The organism is Oxynema mangrovii CENA135 (assembly GCF_016632315.1).
Classification (GTDB): Bacteria; Cyanobacteriota; Cyanobacteriia; order Cyanobacteriales; family Laspinemataceae; genus Oxynema; species Oxynema aestuarii.
Genome location: NZ_JAEOXH010000001.1, coordinates 2,607,360 through 2,625,259, shown reverse-complemented (window position 1 = coordinate 2,625,259; position 17,900 = coordinate 2,607,360). Strand labels below are relative to the sequence as shown.

The window sequence follows — 17,900 nt, the reverse complement described above, 5'->3', positions numbered from 1 at the left end:
TCGCCGAGGCATCGGTCGAAGCCGACCTTATCATTTTCTAAAAATTTAGGATTCCCCCTGTCCGGGTCAGTTTTTTATTTCGATCGGGGTCATGTGTGACTTAAGTCAGCTTGTTTAAATCAAGTTGGCGGCGGGCGATCGCGACTCACTTAGAAGCATCCAAGTGACGAATGGGGATCTCGCTAAGGGATTTTCGAGCGGCTCGATCGCCCCTCGGGGATTACGGATTTTGCGTTCCGTCTTTCTCCGTACCCCGTCGATCTCGAACGCACAAACCCACTCGCCAAGAATACTGTAGGCGACGATTCCGTGAATTTTTACTCTCCTCAAAGGTGCTTCGATCTATATAAGACTCCCTTCAGACCGACCCGCGATCTCCCCCTCCATCGATAGAAATGAGATCGATCGATCTCTGAAAAGTGAGAAAAAGTACCAAAAAAACTCATAAATCGGGCGCATTTAAGCAAATTTCAGTGAGATCGGCGCGGCGGTGAGGGAGAGTACCACGCCCTCGGCACGCGATCGCACCCGGCGCCGCGATCGGGGTTCTGCCTAAAAGGATCTCAACGCACCCCTGTTTGTCAGCGTAGAAGTGTACCCGACAGGGATGAAAACGGTGCCATCAATCTTTGGAGAAAGGTAGGGGCGAACGACCCTTCGCTCCTACTCGTCCACTCAATTAGGAGGGGAATTCACGCTTGGGGACACGAGAATCACGGTCACTTAGGCGAGAGTCCCTCCGATAAGTTGTGTGGTTGAACCGAGAATCCTCGCCGTTTGAACGGAGGAACTGTCAAGAGCGTTATCATGCGACCCCACAAATTCGGACAATTGCCGACGAAATCCGACACGCGACTGCGACAACGGAAATGGCGATGAATGAGGGCAGTCAAACCCTCGACGAGGCCCTCACCGTTCTCGACCATACGATCGCCTCATTTAAAGAGGTCGATCGCACCACGATGGAAAACGTGCAAGGAATCGGTCAAATCAAAGAAGGCGTGCAACAAATCAAGTCGCGATCGCCTTAGCAAATATGGTCTAATCGAGTTGTCTTTATAAAAAATTGTGTTAATTTTGCACGGAATCGGCGAGGCCGAACTCGCGTAAGGCGGGCAGAAAGTTGCGGTTTTCATGTCCCGACCGACTGAGTTTAATTAAGGCAAAACGCTGTAGGGGGGTGAGAGTTTGCCACTGTTTCACCGTTAAATTAACGTTAAATGCCCGGGCTTTTTCTCCCACGGCTTCGGGAACTTCGGCAGGATTCAACCACGGTGGATTCGGATCGATGTCTAAATCTTTGGCGGGGCGCTCGTTGTACTGTAAAACTTGTTGCTGTAATTCGTGACGATAGGCTTCAATTTCAACCGCATTCTGGCAGGGGCGATCGACTAAATCTTGATGCACGCTTTCGGGGAATTGATGCCAGTGAGCCAATTTAAGTTTAACGCCACAAGTATCGAGTTTGTAGCGAACTTGCATGGGAATACAGCGTAGAGATTCTACAAAATCCGATTCAAATTGAAAAAATTCAGACATGGAAAACTTTAGATTTTAGATTGAGGGAGTGGGGAATAGGGAGATCTAAGAGGCAGGCAAGACACCTGCACCACTGATTTCTATTCCTGGCTGTTGCCTGTTGCCTTTTCCCCTCAAGCCTCACGCTTGCTATTCATTTGACGGATAATCCAGTAACCGATTGAGAGGGCAAAAATAGCTATTCCCAATCCGAGTAAATCCGTTCCCGAATACTTTTCAAAGCTAAAGATAATAATCTTACGGGCGACGGCAATGAGGGAGGTGACAATCACTAACTCGACTTGAAGGGTGTGTTTTTTTAAGTAAGCCGTGATGTTCTCTAAAATTTCAATGGAAATGAGCAAGTTCAAAAACAAACCGAAGATTTCAAACAACTGTTTTTCGATAAATTCCGTTCGGGAAAAAAACAGCATATTGCCGAGAAAAATAATTAAATCGAAAACGGCGACTAAAATGACTACGATCATGACGAGCGATAGAATTTTAGCGACGATATTTTGAATGTTTTCGATAACGTGCAGAAAAGTTGAATCGTCAACCAAAAATTCGAGGCTATGTAAGAACTTTCGCAATTTCCGCATGGAGATGTGTTCGCAAGAGACGAATGACAGCAGTTATTTCGTAATCTACGGGCTGTCTCGTCTCTCGTATTTTAAGAATTGTTACGACGTCAGAGCCGGAACGGGAAGGGTCACTTCCGTGGCGACAGTTTGGTTAGCGTCAGTGACTTTGGCTAAGGCGACGGCGCAGGCTTTTAATTCCGGTTGACCCGAGTCAGGACAGGCGTGAGGGTGGGTGAGGGCGTTGGCTTCGGCGTTGTCGGCCCACAGGGCGCCCCAGTGCATGGGGACGAAGACGGTTCCGGGGGCGATCGCCCGAGTAATTTTAGCGGGAAAACGGGCGTGACCGCGACGCGATCGCACCTCCACCATCTCCCCATCCGCAATCCCCAACTGGGCCGCATGGCGCGGGTGAATTTCAATAAAGGGATTCGGATGCATCTTGGTCGTTTTCTCGATCCGTCCGGTACGGGTTTGGGTGTGCCAGTGACCGTACAGGCGCCCGGTGGTCAACACGAAGGGATAATCGGGGTTCGGCGGTTCGGCGAGTCCTTTGGAATGGTAAGCCGCAAAGCGGGCGCGACCGTCGGGGGTGGGAAAGCGCCAATCGCTATAAAGCCGCTTGAGATTCGGCGGATTGGCGATTTCGGTCTCTTCCAGGGGACAGGGCCACTGGATCGGTCCTTGTTCGAGTAAGCGGGCGTGGCTGATTCCCGTCATGTCGCAGACGCGATCGCGGGTGACGCGCACAAATTCAGCGTAAACCTCCGCCGAATTGGCAAACGGGAACTGTTCGCGAAACCCCAACCGCCGCCCGACCTCGGCAAAAATCTCCCAATCCGGGCGCGCTTGTCCCGGGGGACGGCGAAAAGCGGGACATAAAGTGACCGTGCGTTCGGAATTGGTCATCACCCCAGTTTTTTCGCTCCACTGGGCCGCCGGTAAAATCACGTGGGCGAATTCGGCAGTTTCCGTGGGATAGTAGGCATCTTGATAAATCGTGAACGGCGATCGCCTCAACGCCGCTTTCGTCCGTTCCAGATCCGGCATACTCACCGCCGGATTGGTCGCCGCAATCCACAAAACGCCGACCTCTCCCGTTTCCAAACCCGTTATCATCTCCCACGCCGTGCGCCCCACCTCGGGAGCAATGCGACCGGGGGGCACCCCCCAAAACTGTTCGATTTCCCGGCGGTGTTCAGCATTTTTCACCAACCGATAACCGGGGAGTAAATTCGCCAAGCCCCCGGCTTCGCGACCCCCCATCGCATTCGGCTGACCCGTCAGGGAGAACGGTCCGGCCCCCGGGCGTCCGATTTGAGCCGTCATCAGGTGCAAATTAATCAGGGTGCGAACTTTCGCCGTCCCTTCACTCGATTGGTTCATTCCCATCGACCAAAGGGACAAAACGCGATCGGACTCGCCCCAGTAACGGGCGGCGGTTTCTAAATCTTCGATGGCAATCCCGCAGCGATCGGCGACCATTTCCGGGGGATAATGCTCCAGAATTTGGGCGTATTGGGCAAAGCCGGAAGTACATTCGTCGATAAAGAGGGTGTTGAGATCCCCTGCTTTTAATAACAGATGGGCGATCCCGTTGAGCAGGTCGATATCGGTTCCCGGTTTAATCGCCAGGTGCAAGTCGGCGGTTTCGGCGGTACTGGTGCGCCGGGGATCGACGACGATCAGCTTGACGTGCTTGTTGCGCTTGTGGTGCTTGCGTAAGCGGTTGAAGACGATCGGGTGGCATTCGGCGGTATTGGTGCCGATGAGAAAGGCGCAATCGGTTTTCTCTAAATCGTCGTAACACGGCGGCGGACCGTCGGATCCGAAGCTCTGAATGTAGCCCGCGACCGCCGAGGACATGCACAGGCGCGAGTTGGCGTCGAAGTTGTTGGTTCCCAGACAACCTTTGAGGAGTTTTTGGGCGATGTAGTAGTCCTCGGTTTGGAATTGACCGGAACCGTACATGCAGATGGCTTCGGGGCCTTGGGTAAAACGCACGGTTTGCAGGCGTTGCACGATCGCGCCGAGGGCTTCGTCCCAACTGACCCGCCGGAAGGGGCGATCGAGGGACTCGCGCATCATCGGCGCTTTGAGTCGATTTTTACTGAGAGATTCGCTGACAGTGGCACCTTTGACGCACACCATGCCCTCGCTGGAGGGATGGGCGCGATCGCCCTTCACCTTCCAGATGGGAGTCCCTTGGGAATCTCGATGGGTCGCTTGTCCTCGGGCGGCGGGCGGCGAGACTTCCAATCCACAACCGACACCGCAGTAAGGACACAGAGTTTTGGTGGATTCAGACATAATCGAGGGGTTGATGGGGTTTCAGGGATTTTTAGGCGTCCGGGCGATCGCTGGCGAAGGCGGCGACGGATTCGTTAACGGCGTGAGGATGGAGTTCTTCCCCCTCGTGGTGGGCGGCGAAGGATCCTTTCGGTTCTTTGAGATAGAAGGCGCACAGGAAGGCGACAATAATTGAGGTGACGCCGAGGACTTGGAAGAAAATTTGATTGCCGAGATCGCCTTCGGGCAGCAAGCTGTATAGGGTCAGGTAGGCGACGGCGCCGACATTGCCGTAAGCGCCGACATTTCCGGCGACTTGTCCGGTGACCCGGCGTTTGATTAACGGCACGATCGCGAAGGTCGAACCTTCTCCCGCTTGGACGAAGAACGAGCAGCACATCGTCAGCAAGATCGCCCCGGGAAGCCACCAACTGCCGTTAACCCCACTCATCAGGAAGTAGCCGATCCCCATACATCCGGTCAGAACGGTCATCGTCAGTTTGCGGCTGCCGAGTTTGTCGGAAATCAAGCCCCCACCGGGACGGGCTGCTAAGTTCATAAAGGCATAGCTGGCGGCGATCGCCCCGGCTAACACTTTACTCAAGCCGAAGGTATTCTCGAAGAAGGTCGGCAGCATCGACACCACCGCCAGTTCGGAACCGAAATTGACGATATAAGTTAATTCGAGTAACGCCACTTGAGTGAACTCGTAACGGTCTTCTAAGGGATAGCGCTTCTGACCGAGAACCAGTTCTTTATTCACTCCCCAGCATTTGAGCGCTTGGAAGGCGTACAAACCGAGCAAAGCGATCCAGGCGAGGATCAGTTGGGGGGTGTTGAAAAAACCTACTTTACTCAAGCGCCAAGCGAGAACGGCCAGAATTCCGGACAGGGGAACGTTCATCAACATCAACAACCAGAAGTCGCGACGGGTGGTGACTTCCAAACCGCCGTGGCGTTTCGGCTGGTGATAGGTTTTGCCCGGGGGGGTATCTTGGACGTTAAAGAAGTAAATGGCACCGTAAACGGCGGCGATAACGCCAGTCAGGGCGATCGCGAAGCGCCAGTTAATTTGCCCGGCGGACATCACGGCGGCAATGGTGGCGATCGTCGGTAAGGTAAACGCTGCCCCGGCAGATCCGAAGTTGCCCCAACCGCCATAAATCCCTTCCGCCAAACCGATTTCTTTCGGCGGGAACCACTCGGCGACCATGCGGATGCCGATCACGAAGCCAGCCCCGACAATCGATAGGGCCAGACGCGAGACCACCAACTGGGAGAAGTTCTGGGCGAAGGCAAACGCCAAACAGGGGATCGCCGCATACATCAACAGCAGGGAATAAGTAATGCGCGGTCCGTATTTGTCCAAGACCATGCCGATAATCACCCGGGCCGGAACGGTGAGGGCGACGTTACAAATGGCCAAGGTTCGGACTTGGGACGGTTCGAGTCCCATCGATTCTTGAACGGCAGTGGCAAATGGAGCGAAGTTGAACCAAACGACAAAAGAGAGGAAAAAAGCAAACCAGGTCAGGTGTAGGATTTTGTAGCGTCCTCTAAAGGACCAGAGTTCTGCAAGCATGGCAATTATGGCAATGATGGATAGTTTGGGGTGAGCTCAAATCGGTCGGGGTCGTCGCGGATCGGCAATCGAGGAGATCGCGATCGGCGATCGCCCCCCGTCCCACGGCGATCGCCGGACGGGGCATCGAACGGGAAATCAACTGATTAATTGGGAATCACGGTGAAACTTGTAACGGGACGGTTCCCTTCACGGGCGATCCTGCACGGCATTTTCTGTGACGGGCGGCAGGGGCTCGGAGGCAAGCAGGGAGGCGTCTTCACGGTTGTTTTCTGGGGTTTCCCCCTCCCCGGAAGGCCGGGAGAGGGAAGAAACCGATCGCAGGCAAGATCGAAGAATGGAATAACTGAGGCAAACCTAGTTAGAATCCATCCAAGGACTGACCTGCAGTTGTCCGCTTGGCGTCATCACCACAACGAACTTGGCAACCGGGCTGACTGTTGCTGCCTCTGCTGCCCCGTCGAGTAAGTTCGGCAGGGGGGTTTCACCGATAAAGCTTTCCGCCGTTTCGTTGACGGGTTTGTAAGCCACGATCGCGCCGTCTTCGCTCAGGTTGACTTCATAGACCAAATCCATGTCAAAGGTCGGCAGGGTTTGCCAGTTTTGGTCAATTTGGTCGTAAAGCTGCTGTTGTAAGGCCGCGATCGTCGCTTCGTCGGCGATCGTCGCGACTTCACTCGTTTCCGGCGCCTCCGCACTCATGGCACTCGGCGCTTCTGCGGCACTTTCCGGCGTCTGCGCTGTGGGGGCGGCTTCCGTCATCGCCGCCGACTCCTCGATCGCCATCGCCTCGGTTTCCGATGTCTCCTGTTCGACCGCCGTCGGACTCTGGGCCGTCATTTCCGTGGTTTCGTTCTTCACTTGCGCGGTTCCCCCACCTGAGAGCAGGTGGAAAATGCCACCGAGAAGGAAAATCGAAACGGTTGCCGCCAGAATGACGAGCGCGTCTGTGGGAAATTGGCCTTTTTTCTCAGAAGAAAGTTCGGGGGAAGACATGGTAATTCGTTACATCCACTACATGATTGAGGGAGTAAACTTAACACGAGGAAAAATGCTTAAAAGTCAACGACGAACATCAGCGTGTTAAAAAATGTTGTGGTGACACTGATGTTCGCGCTCAGCTCTAGGGAGTCGCATCCCCGATCCAAGGATTGACTTGTAACGAGCCTGTCGGCGTAAAGATCGCGATGAAATCCGCCACGGGTTCGCTGGTAGGCGCACTCGCCGCGATCGCCAACGGCGTATCTCCCAGGGCCTTCACTGCCACCGGGTTAATCGCCTGATAACTGGAGATCGCCCCCCCTGCCTTCACGGAAACCCGATAAACCAGGCGTTCGCTAAATGTGGGAACGGTCGTCCAGCCGCGATCGAGTTGTTCGTAGACTTGCGCCCGTAACGCCTCAATTTGCGCCGGATCGGTAATTTTGACCGCTTCCGGGGTCGCGGACTCGGCGGCGGTTAAGGTGGCGGTTTCGACGGCCACTTCTACCGGAGTCCCTACCGCTTCCGTAGTCTCCGTCGCGGCGATCGCTTGCTGCTGTTCGGCGATCTCCAGATCGCGAGCGTGATTCGTCAATTGTTGTCGCCAGTGATTGACCATGAAACCGGTAAATCCCGTCAGGGCGATCGCGCAGAGAATTTGCATCACAGGAGAACTCGCCGTTTTCGGTGCGACAGCAACGTTAGCGGCAGTGGTCGAAGGCGTAGCGGTAACTGGTTTAGTCGTCATGGTAGTTGGGAGTAGGGAATAGGGCGTAGGGAATAGGGAATAGGGCGTAGCTTGTAGTGCGGGCATCGGATCCGCCGCTTTCAGCCCCCTTTTCCCTCAATCAACAATCAACAATCAAAAATCAACAATCCCTTACAAGTGTGCTTTCGGTGTGGCGCCGAACTGCTCGACGAGAATGTCATGCAACTTTGATTTGAGATCCTCGCAGGGGATGGACTTTTCGACACATTTGCCAAGTGCGGCATCTTTACCGACCTTGCCCCCCATGTACAAATCCACCCCCTCGACGACCTTGCCATCCTTGCGGGCTTTCGTGCCCATCAAGCCGATATCGGCCACTTGCGGCTGACCGCAGGAATTCGGGCATCCGGTCCAGTGGATGCGAACCGATCGCGGGATCTCTAATTCCGCTTCGAGTTCTTTCACTAACGCCACCGCTCGATTTTTGGTTTCGATCAGGGCAAAATTGCAGAACTGGGCACCCGTACACGAAACCAGCGATCGGCTCAACTCTGCCGGGGCGATCGCAAATTGCTCTAACAACGGTTCCCCTAAAAACGCTTCCAAGCGCGTTTCCGGAACGTTCGGCACGATCGCATTCTGCTCCACTGTCAGGCGAATCTCGCCACTGCCGTACACTTGCGCCAACCGTGCCAACTCGAACATCTGCGGCGCCTGCAACCGTCCCACGGGAACGTGCAGACCCACGTAATACATTCCCGGCTGTTTCTGCGCGTGAACGCCGATGTGGTCGCGTTTTTCCCAAGCAATTTCGTCTTCTTCTGCCGCTTCTACCAGCGATCGCCCGAATTCTCGTTCGACTTCAGCGCGGAATTTCTCCAGACCCCACTCGTCGATCAACCACATCAGCCGCGACTTCTGGCGGTTGGCGCGCGACCCGTTATCGCGGTAAACACTTAAAATTGCTTCACTGAGATCCGCCACGTCTGCCGGAGTCACCCAAGCATTTAAAGGAATCGCCGCTTCGCAGCGTTTCGCGGAGAAAAAGCCCCCGACGAGAACGTTAAACCCAATTTCTCCGTTTTTATACGCCGGAACGAAGGCAATATCGTTAATTTCCGCGTGAACCGAGTTATCTTTTCCTCCGGCGATCGCGATGTTGAACTTGCGCGGCAAATTCGTATAAGCGAAATTGCCCTCGCCGCTATTGGTAATCCGGTCTTGAACTTGTTTGACTAAAGGGCGCGTATCGATGAGCTCGTCCGCGTCAATCCCCGCCACAGGGGACCCGGTGATGTTGCGAACGTTATCCATCCCCGACTGCACGCTCGTCATTTGTGCCGCTTGCAAGCGTCGGAAAATATCCGGGATATCCTCGATGCGAATACCGCGCAGTTGTAAATTTTGGCGCGTCGTAATATCGGCGCTACCATCGTCGCCGTAACGCTGTACGATTTCCGCTAAAATTCTCATTCGATCGCTGCTGAGAATGCCGTTGGGCAGGCGCATTCTCAACATGAATTTACCGGGGGTTACCGGACGAAAAAAGACCCCCAACCATTTCAGGCGTTGTTCGCGATCGGTCGCGTCGATCGCCTCCCAGCCAATGCGGGCAAATTCTTCGAGTTCGTCTTTGACCAGTAAGCCGTCTTTTTCGGCTTTAAACTTTTCAAACTTATTCAGTTTAGCTGTAGTCAGTTTGTCAGTTGCCAGGGTCATCGCTCTACCTAATTCCGTGGGTAAAATCGTCTTTTTTTCCGATTAAAGCTAATAAATAGCTAAATTCAAAGCAGATTCGCTAAGATAGCTCAACTTAAAGTTTTAGAAAGTTAATTCACTTAATTTGCATATTTAAGGTTAATTTATAGGTTTCGAGGTTCGGATAAAAACATTTCCTTATCTACCGTAGTTTTTTGAGACAATCGACCGGAAATTCCGAGGCGATCGCCATCGAAATTTGTATCGAAATTAACCATTGTTTTTAGGTCTTACCTATCTCTACTTTTCTGAGTTTTGTTCTCCTACAACGCCCTTCGGTTAGTGATAAGTTATGGGCAGAATCAAGGTGCTTTCGTATCTTTGATTACAAAATATTTCGTTTTATGAATTTTTTGCATATTCGAGATGCTATTCCCGAATACTGAGCCTCCATGGGGGATCGATCGCGCCCGATTCCCGAGTCCCGAGTCGCCAAACTCTAAAATGGTCACAATAATTCTTGAGAGATCTCAGCAATGAAGTTTGTATTTCAACTCAGCCGACAGGCGGCGATCGCCCTCGTATTTTGCGTCCTGACCTTCCTTTACGGTTGTGGCGACACCCAGGGGGGCGATCGCGTCTCCCAAAACCCCACTCGACCGATGGCTCAAGCAATTTTGATCGGTACGGAGGATCCGTCCAAAATTCTTGGGGAGGTCAATTTGGTGCAAACTCCCGAAGGCTTGCAAATTACCGCCCAAGTCCAACAGGCTCCGAGTGGACGACACGGGTTTCACATTCACGAAAACGGCAGTTGTGAAGAGAATGGGAACGCTGCCGGGGGACATTTCAACCCCAACGGGGTAAAACACGGTTTTATCGTCGAAGATGGCTTTGAAGCGGCCCATGCGGGGGATCTCGGCAATATCGAAATTGCGGAAGATGGCAGAGGTTCCTTGAGTTACACCATTTCCGGGTTGACCTTGAGCGAGACTCAAACCGAGGGTGAATACGCGATCGGCGATCGCGCCTTCATCTTGCACGCCGATCCCGACGATTTCGGACAACCGACCGGGAACGCTGGCGGACGTATCGGTTGCGGTACGATTCAAATCAGCCAGTCCTGAAGGACTGTTTACAAAATCAACATTAATAGCTCTGTTTGAGAGGAAGTGTCTTGTAGGGGTTTGGCGAGCAAACCCCCACTTCTCCAGGGTTTGGTCACCAAACCCCTACAAGATTTTTTTATATTTTCTTTATAAACAGTCTTTTAACCGTCATTCCGTAAACGAGGGAATCGACCCGGCGATTACCTGACGAAATCGAGAATGGCTATTTTCGATCTTTCAAAAATCACTGCAATTCAATATATTCAATTAACAATATTTTCATTTAAAAATGCGTTAAAGATCGGCAATTCCTAACAAATTGCCCTTTATTTGAAAAAAATATTGAAAAAATCCGGCGCCGGGAAATCGCAAGCTTAAACTAAAAATCAGTCGGGGAGGTTTTCGCGCAAAGACTCGATCGTTGCGGTCTGACTATCCCCCCAATACACTCGACCGTCGAATTTCAAAGATTCAGGAAAACAGATAAATGTCCGATCGCAACCAGAAGGCTTACATTCAATCTGTCCTCGATCGCGCCGACATCAAAATTAACGGCGATCGCCCTTGGGACCTTCACATTTACGACGATCGCTTTTACCCCCGTATCATTCGCGACGGATCGTTAGGATTGGGAGAATCTTATATGGATGTTTGGTGGGATTCTCCACAACTCGACGAGTTTTTTGCGAAAGTGATGCGCGCCAAACTGTACGATACTGAAATTGCCAAAACGCCAGGATTTTATCTCGAATGGCTGCGGGGAAAATTCTTGAACTTACAAAGTTTGGCGCGATCGTTTCACGTCGGCGAGCACCATTATGACTTGGGTAACGACCTCTATCAACTGATGCTCGATCGCCGCATGAACTACAGTTGTGCCTATTGGAAAAATGCCCAAACCTTAGACGAAGCCCAAGAAGCCAAACTCGATTTAATTTGTCAGAAATTGCAACTTAAACCGGGTATGACCGTATTAGATATCGGTTGTGGTTGGGGCGCTTTAATGAACTACGCCGCCGAAAAATATGGCGTTTCTTGTGTCGGTTTGACTGTTTCTAAAGAACAAAAAGCTCTCGGCGAAAAATTGGGGGAAGGATTGAGCGTTGAATTTTTATTGCAAGATTATCGAACTTTTAATGGTCAATTCGATCGCGTCGCCTCGATCGGAATGTTCGAGCATGTCGGACATAAAAATTACGAGGTCTTTATGGACGTCGTGCGCCGTTGTTTGAAAGATAACGGGTTGTTTCTCTTGCATACCATCGGTACGAATACGCCAAACTATGGGGAGGCTTGGTTAAATAAATATATCTTTCCCAACGGGATGTTACCGTCCCCCGGTCAAATTTCTAAGGCGGCGGAAGGGCGTTTAGTCGTGGAAGATTGGCATAATTTCGGCCAAGATTACGATCGCACGTTCGTGGCGTATTTTGAAAACTTCGATCGCAACTGGTCGATTCTCGAAGGGCAATATGGAGAAACCTTTTATCGCATGTGGAAATACTTTTTACTCTCTTACGCCGGAGCTTTTCGCGCCCGGGACTTGCAGTTGTGGCAAATTGTTTTTTCAAAAGAGGGGATTCTCGGAGGGTATCAATCTGTGAGGTAAGTTAACGCCATTCTGGAAAAACACGAAACAATCGGCGATCGTATTTCCGCTCTTGATTAGGGATGCGATCGCCTCCTTATTGCCTAGGGGCAGGAATTGAGCCATCGAGTCCGTCACGGAAAGCATTGAGAATTGCTATATAATTTTTAAATATCTTTAATCTTTATAGCCGCGATCGCCGCGATCGATTACATTAATCAAGAGTCATTATTTTTATGCCAGTCATCTACGCTGCATCTTTGTACCTAACCGGATGGAGTCAGGTTATAGGGTTGCGCTATGCACTTGGAGATCGCGACCTTGAGGGATGGGGTGCTGACGAGGAAGGAGAAACGCGAGATCTCCGAGCAAAAACAGTGATTGACGGGTCAATTGTCTTAAAGTTTCTGCATCGGATCTCATTGAGCCAAATATAAATAAAAATCAGACGAGCTTGGAGAGGAAATATGCTCATTGAAATGGTGGGTTACCGCGTCACCGAAAAGATCTATGAAAGTGCGGGGTCGCGAGTGTATCGCGGGTGGCGAGAACGGGACGAGTTACCCGTCGTTGTCAAAGTCATGAAAGACGAATATCCCAGTCCGGAAGCGATCGCCCAATACCGACGGGAATATGAAATTACGAAAAACTTCGAGCTCGAAGGGGTCGTTAAAACATTAGGACTGGAACAGTATAAAAATGGGTTGGCGATCGTTCTCGAAGACTTTGGGGCGCGATCGCTCAAAATTGCCCTGGAATCTCAACGATTGTCGATTCGAGAGTTTTTCCCCCTGGCGATCGAAATTACCGAGATTCTCGGTCAGATCCACCGTCAAAAAATTATTCATAAAGATATTAACCCCTCCAATATTTTGATCGAACCGGGAAGCGGAAAAGTTAAAATTATCGATTTTGGGATTTCCACCTTTTTATCGAAAGAAAACTCGACCGTTCGCAATCCCAACATTCTCGAAGGCACCCTCGCCTATATTTCCCCAGAACAAACCGGACGCATGAACCGCGCGATCGACTATCGCACGGATTTTTATTCTCTCGGCGTCACCTTTTACGAAATGCTCCTGGGAGAATTACCGTTCGAGAGTAGCGATCCGATGGAACTGATCCACTGTCACATCGCGCGATCGCCCGTTCCTCCCGATACCGTCAACCCTAAGATTCCCGGCATTCTCGCGGCGATCGTCATGAAACTGCTCGCCAAAACCGCCGAAGAACGCTATCAGAGTGCGTGGGGACTCAAAGCGGATTTAGAACGCTGTCGCGACGCGATACAAAACCAAGCGCAACCCGCCCCATTTCCCCTGGGAGAACACGACGTTTCCGATAACTTCCAGATTCGCGAGAAACTCTACGGACGCGAAACCGAAGTCGCCACCTTACTCGCCGCTTTCGATCGCGTCGCCGCCGGAACCACGGAACTGATGCTCGTTGCCGGATTTTCCGGGATCGGCAAATCCGCCCTCGTCCAAGAAGTCCACAAACCGATCGTGCGCCAGCGCGGTTATTTTATTTCCGGGAAATTCGACCAATTCAAACGAAATATCCCCTTTGCGTCCCTCGTGCAGGCGTTTCGCGACCTGATCCGCCAATTGCTCGCCGAAAGCGAAGCGCGGGTCGCCTATTGGAAAACCGAACTCTTAGAAGCCTTTGGCGGCGACGGTCAGGTGCTGATCGACGCCATCCCGGAAATCGAGGCGATCGTCGGACCGCAACCCCCGGTCGAACCGCTTTCGCCGACCGCCAGCCAAAACCGTTTTAACCTCCTTTTTGGTAAATTTATTCGCGTTTTTACCCGCGCCGAACACCCTCTCGTTATTTTTCTCGACGATTTGCAATGGGCCGATAGTGCCTCGCTCAAACTCCTCGAATTACTCGTCGGCGATACGGATACTCGCTATTTATTTGCGATCGGCGCCTACCGGGATAATGAAGTCAGTCCGATTCATCCGTTGATGACGACGTTAACCGATATTGGCAATGCGGGGGTGAATGTCAATCAAATTACGCTCAAACCCCTCGCTTTTGACGATCTCAATCAATTAATTGCGGACGCGCTCGATACCTCCGGCGATCGCACCGCCGAACTGGCCCAATTAGTCCTCGCCAAAACTCAAGGCAATCCCTTTTTTAGCAATCAATTTCTCAAGTCGATTGACGAAGAAAATATTCTCGAATTCGACTATCACCACGGAGTTTGGCAGTGGGATATCGATCGCGTCCGCCAGATGGATGTCGCCGATAATGTGGTCGAATTTATGGCGGGAAAACTGCAAAAGTTTTCCCCGGAAACGCAACGAGTGTTGAAACTTGCCGCTTGTATTGGCAACCAATTCGACCTCGCGACGTTAGCGGTGGTCAATCAAAAATCTCTCGCCGAAACCGCGCGGGATTTATGGCAAGCCCTCGATGAAGGTTCGATCGTGCCCCTGAGCGATAACTATCGCTTTTTTCAATATGCGGAAACGGCGGAAGTGTTCGGCGATCGCGATTTAGAAGTGACCTATAAATTCCTGCACGATCGCGTCCAACAAGCTGCATATTCTTTGATTGAAGAAAGTGAAAAACAAGCTACTCACTATCAAATCGGGCGCTTGTTTTTACAGGCGATTAAAACGCCGGAAGAATTAGAAGAAAATATCTTCGATTTAGTCAATCAACTCAATTACGGCAACGATCGCCTCGACGACTTGGCAGAAAAAGCAGAACTGGCGCGCCTCAATTTGCGCGCCGGACAAAAAGCGAAAGCCGCCACCGCTTACAATGCTGCAGTAAAATATTTAAAAATCGGGCTGGATTTGCTGCCGGAGAATTGTTGGGATAGGGACTATGAATTTACGTTTAAATATTATCTAGAAACCGCAGAAGCGGAATATTTAAACACGAATTTTAAAGCGTCGGAAGCCTTAGCCCAACAGATCGAAGAACGGGCGAACAGCCGGGGCGATCGCGTAAAAGTAGACGAGCTAAAAATGCAAATCTACATGGCCGAATCGCAAATGATCGCCACGATCGAAACGGGTTTAGACGCCCTCGATCGCCTCGGGATCGAAATGTGGCAAGGCAGTGCGGTTCCCGAATTACCTCCGGTGACCGATGTCGCCGATTTACCGGAAATGACCGATCCCGATCGCCTCGCCGCCATGCGGATTTTAGTGACGATGGCTCCCGCCGCTTACGTCGCCAAACCGGAGGTGCTGCGTCAGGCGATTTTAACCATGGTGCAACTGTCTCTCGAAAGCGGTTATTCCGCCTTATCCGCTTACGCTTATGCAGTTTACGGCTTGTTATTGTGCGGGGCGATCGGGGAATTAGACAAAGGCTATAACGCGGGTAAACTGGGGCTGATGCTCCTCGATAAATTCCACAGTAAAGCCTTAAAATGTAAAGTTCATTTTCTCTTTAACGTCTTCATTCGTCACTGGAAAGAACCGACGCGCAACACGAGAGAACCCCTGAAGAAAACCGTACAAATTGGGGTGGATACGGGAGATTTAGAATATGCCAGTTTTGCCGCCCAAAATTACTGTTATTTTATGTTTTCGGCGGGGGAACCCCTGCCTTTGTTGGAAGAACAACAACGGCATTACGTCGAGTTTATCGAGAAAGTCAAACAGCGATATTCGATCGGTAATGCGTTGATTTGGCGTCAGTGCAGTTTGAATTTATTGGGTCAAAATGAGGATCCGTGTCGGCTGGTCGGAGAAAGTTTTAATGAAGATGAAACGATCGCCGTTTATCGAGAAACGAACAATCGCAGTTCCCTGCTACACGTCCACACGGCGAAAGGGATTCTCAATTATTTATTTGGGGACGACGAGACGGCGATCGCCTGTTTGAGCGAAGCCGAACAATATTGGACCGCCGGACTCGGTTCGATTGTCAACGTGACCCGGATTTTATTTCATTCCTTAAGCCTGTTGGCGGTTTACGATCGCGCCTCGGAGGGCGATCGCGCGGCGTATCGAGCCAAAATCGAGCAAAATCAGGCGCAATTGCAGCGCTGGGCCAGTGCGGCTCCGGAAAATTACCAGCACAAGTGGGAGTTAGTCGAAGCGGAACGCGCCCGGGTGTTTGGGGATCCCCTTCGCGCGATGGAAGGCTACGATCGCGCGATCGCCGCCGCTTTAAAAATTAACTACAACCACGATGCGGGGGTGGCCCGAGAATGCGCCATGCGGTTTTATCTGGCGCGCGGTCACGAGACGATCGCCCGCGCTTACGCCCTCGACGCCCATTATGCTTATCTACAGTGGGGCGCCAACGCTAAAGTCGCCCAGTTGGAGCAACAGTACCCTCAATTTTTCAGCAACGCGCGATCGCAGGGAAGCCGTCACCAACGCACCACGGTCACCTTATCCCGTTCCACCACCGGGTCTCATTCCGGAGAAGAGTTGGATTTAGGGACGATTCTCAAAGCGTCGCAAGCCATTTCCGGCGAAATCGTCCTCGAAAAACTGCTCTCGAAATTAATCGAACTGATTTTAGAAAATGCCGGAGCTCAACGGGGGGTCTTGATCCTCGCCGAGGACGAACAGCTCAAAATACAAGCCTCCGGAGATGCGGAAACCGGGGCGATCGCCGTGTTGCAAGGAACGGACGTGGCCAGCAGCGACGACCTCCCCCAGGCGATCGTCAATTACACGACCCGCACCTTAGAAGATGTAGTCTTGGCGGACGCCACCGAAGCCGAGCAGTTCGCGACCCAACCGTATATCGTCCGGGAACGACCGCGATCGATTTTGTGCGCGCCGATCCTCAACCAAGGCAAACTCGTGGGCTTGGTGTATTTGGAGAATAATTTAACCACGGACGCCTTTACCCCCGATCGCCTGGAAGTAGTCAAAGTCCTGTCCGCACAAGCGGCGATTTCGATTGAAAATGCCTTGCTGTACCGCACGTTGGAGCGCAAGGTCGAAGAACGCACGGCTCAGTTAGCGCAAGCGAACCGGGAAATTACCGTCCTCAACGAGCGCTTGAAGGCGGAAAACCTGCGCATGGCGGCAGAACTCGACATCACCCGCCAGTTGCAGCAGATGATCTTGCCGAATGCGGAAGAACTCAGCCAGATCGAAGGTCTGGATATCGCCGGATTCATGCAACCCGCCGACGAGGTGGGAGGGGATTATTACGATGTCTTGCAACACGGCGGACGGGTGAAAATTGGCATCGGCGACGTGACGGGCCACGGGTTGGAAAGTGGGATGTTGACGATTATGGTTCAAACGGCGGTGCGGACGTTGTTGACCAATGGAGAAACGAACCCGGTTCGCTTTTTGGATGCGATCAACCGCACGATTTTTAATAACGTGGCGCGCATGAATTCGGATAAAAATTTATCGTTGGCACTGCTCGATTATGCCGATCGCAAGTTACGCTTGAGCGGACAACACGAGGAAGTGTTGGTGATTCGTTCCGGTGGCGAGATCGAACGGATCGATACTATCGATCTGGGATTTCCGATCGGTTTAGATGACGAAATTGCCGATTTTATTGGCGAAATGGAAATTCAGCTCAATCCCGGCGATACGGTGGTGCTCTACACCGACGGGATTACAGAGGCGGAAAATCTCGAAGGGGTGCAATATGGAATCGATCGCCTGTGTGAGGTGCTGGTCCGTCATGCGGCCCGATCTGCCGAGGAGATCCGTCAGGAGGCGATCGCCGATGTTTTGAACCATATTGGGGAACAAAAGATTTTTGACGATCTTACCTTGCTCGTTCTCAAACAGAAGTCAACATCCGTTCACAATTGATTGAAAGATCGAAGGGGGATCGATAGGAGTGAGGTTCGCTGAAGAGTTAGCCCGAAACTGGGGATTTGGGCGCT

Annotated in this window: 11 protein-coding genes; 4 read left to right on the top strand and 7 right to left on the bottom strand. The window is 51.8% G+C overall.

Annotated features, from left to right (window positions below):
• Nucleotides 1-755 precede the first annotated feature (755 nt).
• Nucleotides 756-1,031 (top strand): hypothetical protein, encoded by a 276-nt coding sequence (locus tag JJD41_RS10285; RefSeq protein WP_200665833.1) that lies wholly within the window; start codon nt 756-758, stop codon nt 1,029-1,031.
• Nucleotides 1,032-1,071: 40 nt separating this feature from the next.
• On the opposite strand, the gene JJD41_RS10280 is transcribed toward JJD41_RS10285, so the two are convergent.
• The 7 genes from JJD41_RS10280 to JJD41_RS10250 all read right to left on the bottom strand — a co-directional run bounded on the left by JJD41_RS10280 (nt 1,072) and on the right by JJD41_RS10250 (nt 9,379).
• Nucleotides 1,072-1,539 carry a nitrate reductase associated protein gene (locus JJD41_RS10280; RefSeq protein ID WP_200665832.1) on the bottom strand — a complete coding sequence of 156 codons (468 nt, stop codon included), beginning with the start codon at nt 1,537-1,539 and terminating at the stop codon, nt 1,072-1,074.
• A gap of 113 nt (nt 1,540-1,652) precedes the next feature.
• Complete coding sequence (locus tag JJD41_RS10275; RefSeq protein ID WP_200665831.1) at nt 1,653-2,120, bottom strand: phosphate-starvation-inducible PsiE family protein; 468 nt, start codon at nt 2,118-2,120, stop codon at nt 1,653-1,655.
• A gap of 81 nt (nt 2,121-2,201) precedes the next feature.
• Nucleotides 2,202-4,409, bottom strand: coding sequence for a molybdopterin oxidoreductase family protein (locus tag JJD41_RS10270; protein WP_200665830.1), 2,208 nt, complete (start codon nt 4,407-4,409; stop codon nt 2,202-2,204).
• A 31-nt stretch (nt 4,410-4,440) separates the two neighbouring features.
• Nucleotides 4,441-5,970 carry an MFS transporter gene (locus JJD41_RS10265; RefSeq protein ID WP_200665829.1) on the bottom strand — a complete coding sequence of 510 codons (1,530 nt, stop codon included), beginning with the start codon at nt 5,968-5,970 and terminating at the stop codon, nt 4,441-4,443.
• Nucleotides 5,971-6,327: 357 nt separating this feature from the next.
• A complete protein-coding gene (locus tag JJD41_RS10260) occupies nt 6,328-6,966 on the bottom strand; it encodes a hypothetical protein (RefSeq protein ID WP_200665828.1) in 639 nt (212 codons plus the stop codon).
• Nucleotides 6,967-7,093: 127 nt separating this feature from the next.
• Nucleotides 7,094-7,699: a hypothetical protein gene (locus JJD41_RS10255; RefSeq protein WP_200665827.1), complete on the bottom strand. Its 606-nt coding sequence runs from the start codon at nt 7,697-7,699 to the stop codon at nt 7,094-7,096.
• Nucleotides 7,700-7,831: 132 nt separating this feature from the next.
• Nucleotides 7,832-9,379 (bottom strand): ferredoxin--nitrite reductase, encoded by a 1,548-nt coding sequence (locus JJD41_RS10250; protein WP_200665826.1) that lies wholly within the window; start codon nt 9,377-9,379, stop codon nt 7,832-7,834.
• A gap of 515 nt (nt 9,380-9,894) precedes the next feature.
• Between JJD41_RS10250 and JJD41_RS10245 the strand changes: the two genes are divergently transcribed.
• From JJD41_RS10245 to JJD41_RS10235, 3 genes are all read left to right on the top strand, one after another.
• Nucleotides 9,895-10,485, top strand: a complete 591-nt coding sequence (locus JJD41_RS10245; protein WP_200665825.1) for a superoxide dismutase family protein — start codon at nt 9,895-9,897, stop codon at nt 10,483-10,485.
• 469 nt (nt 10,486-10,954) lie between these two features.
• A complete protein-coding gene (gene cfa / locus JJD41_RS10240) occupies nt 10,955-12,076 on the top strand; it encodes a cyclopropane fatty acyl phospholipid synthase (protein ID WP_200665824.1) in 1,122 nt (373 codons plus the stop codon).
• A gap of 446 nt (nt 12,077-12,522) precedes the next feature.
• Nucleotides 12,523-17,826 (top strand): AAA family ATPase, encoded by a 5,304-nt coding sequence (locus JJD41_RS10235; protein ID WP_234488577.1) that lies wholly within the window; start codon nt 12,523-12,525, stop codon nt 17,824-17,826.
• Nucleotides 17,827-17,900 lie beyond the last annotated feature (74 nt).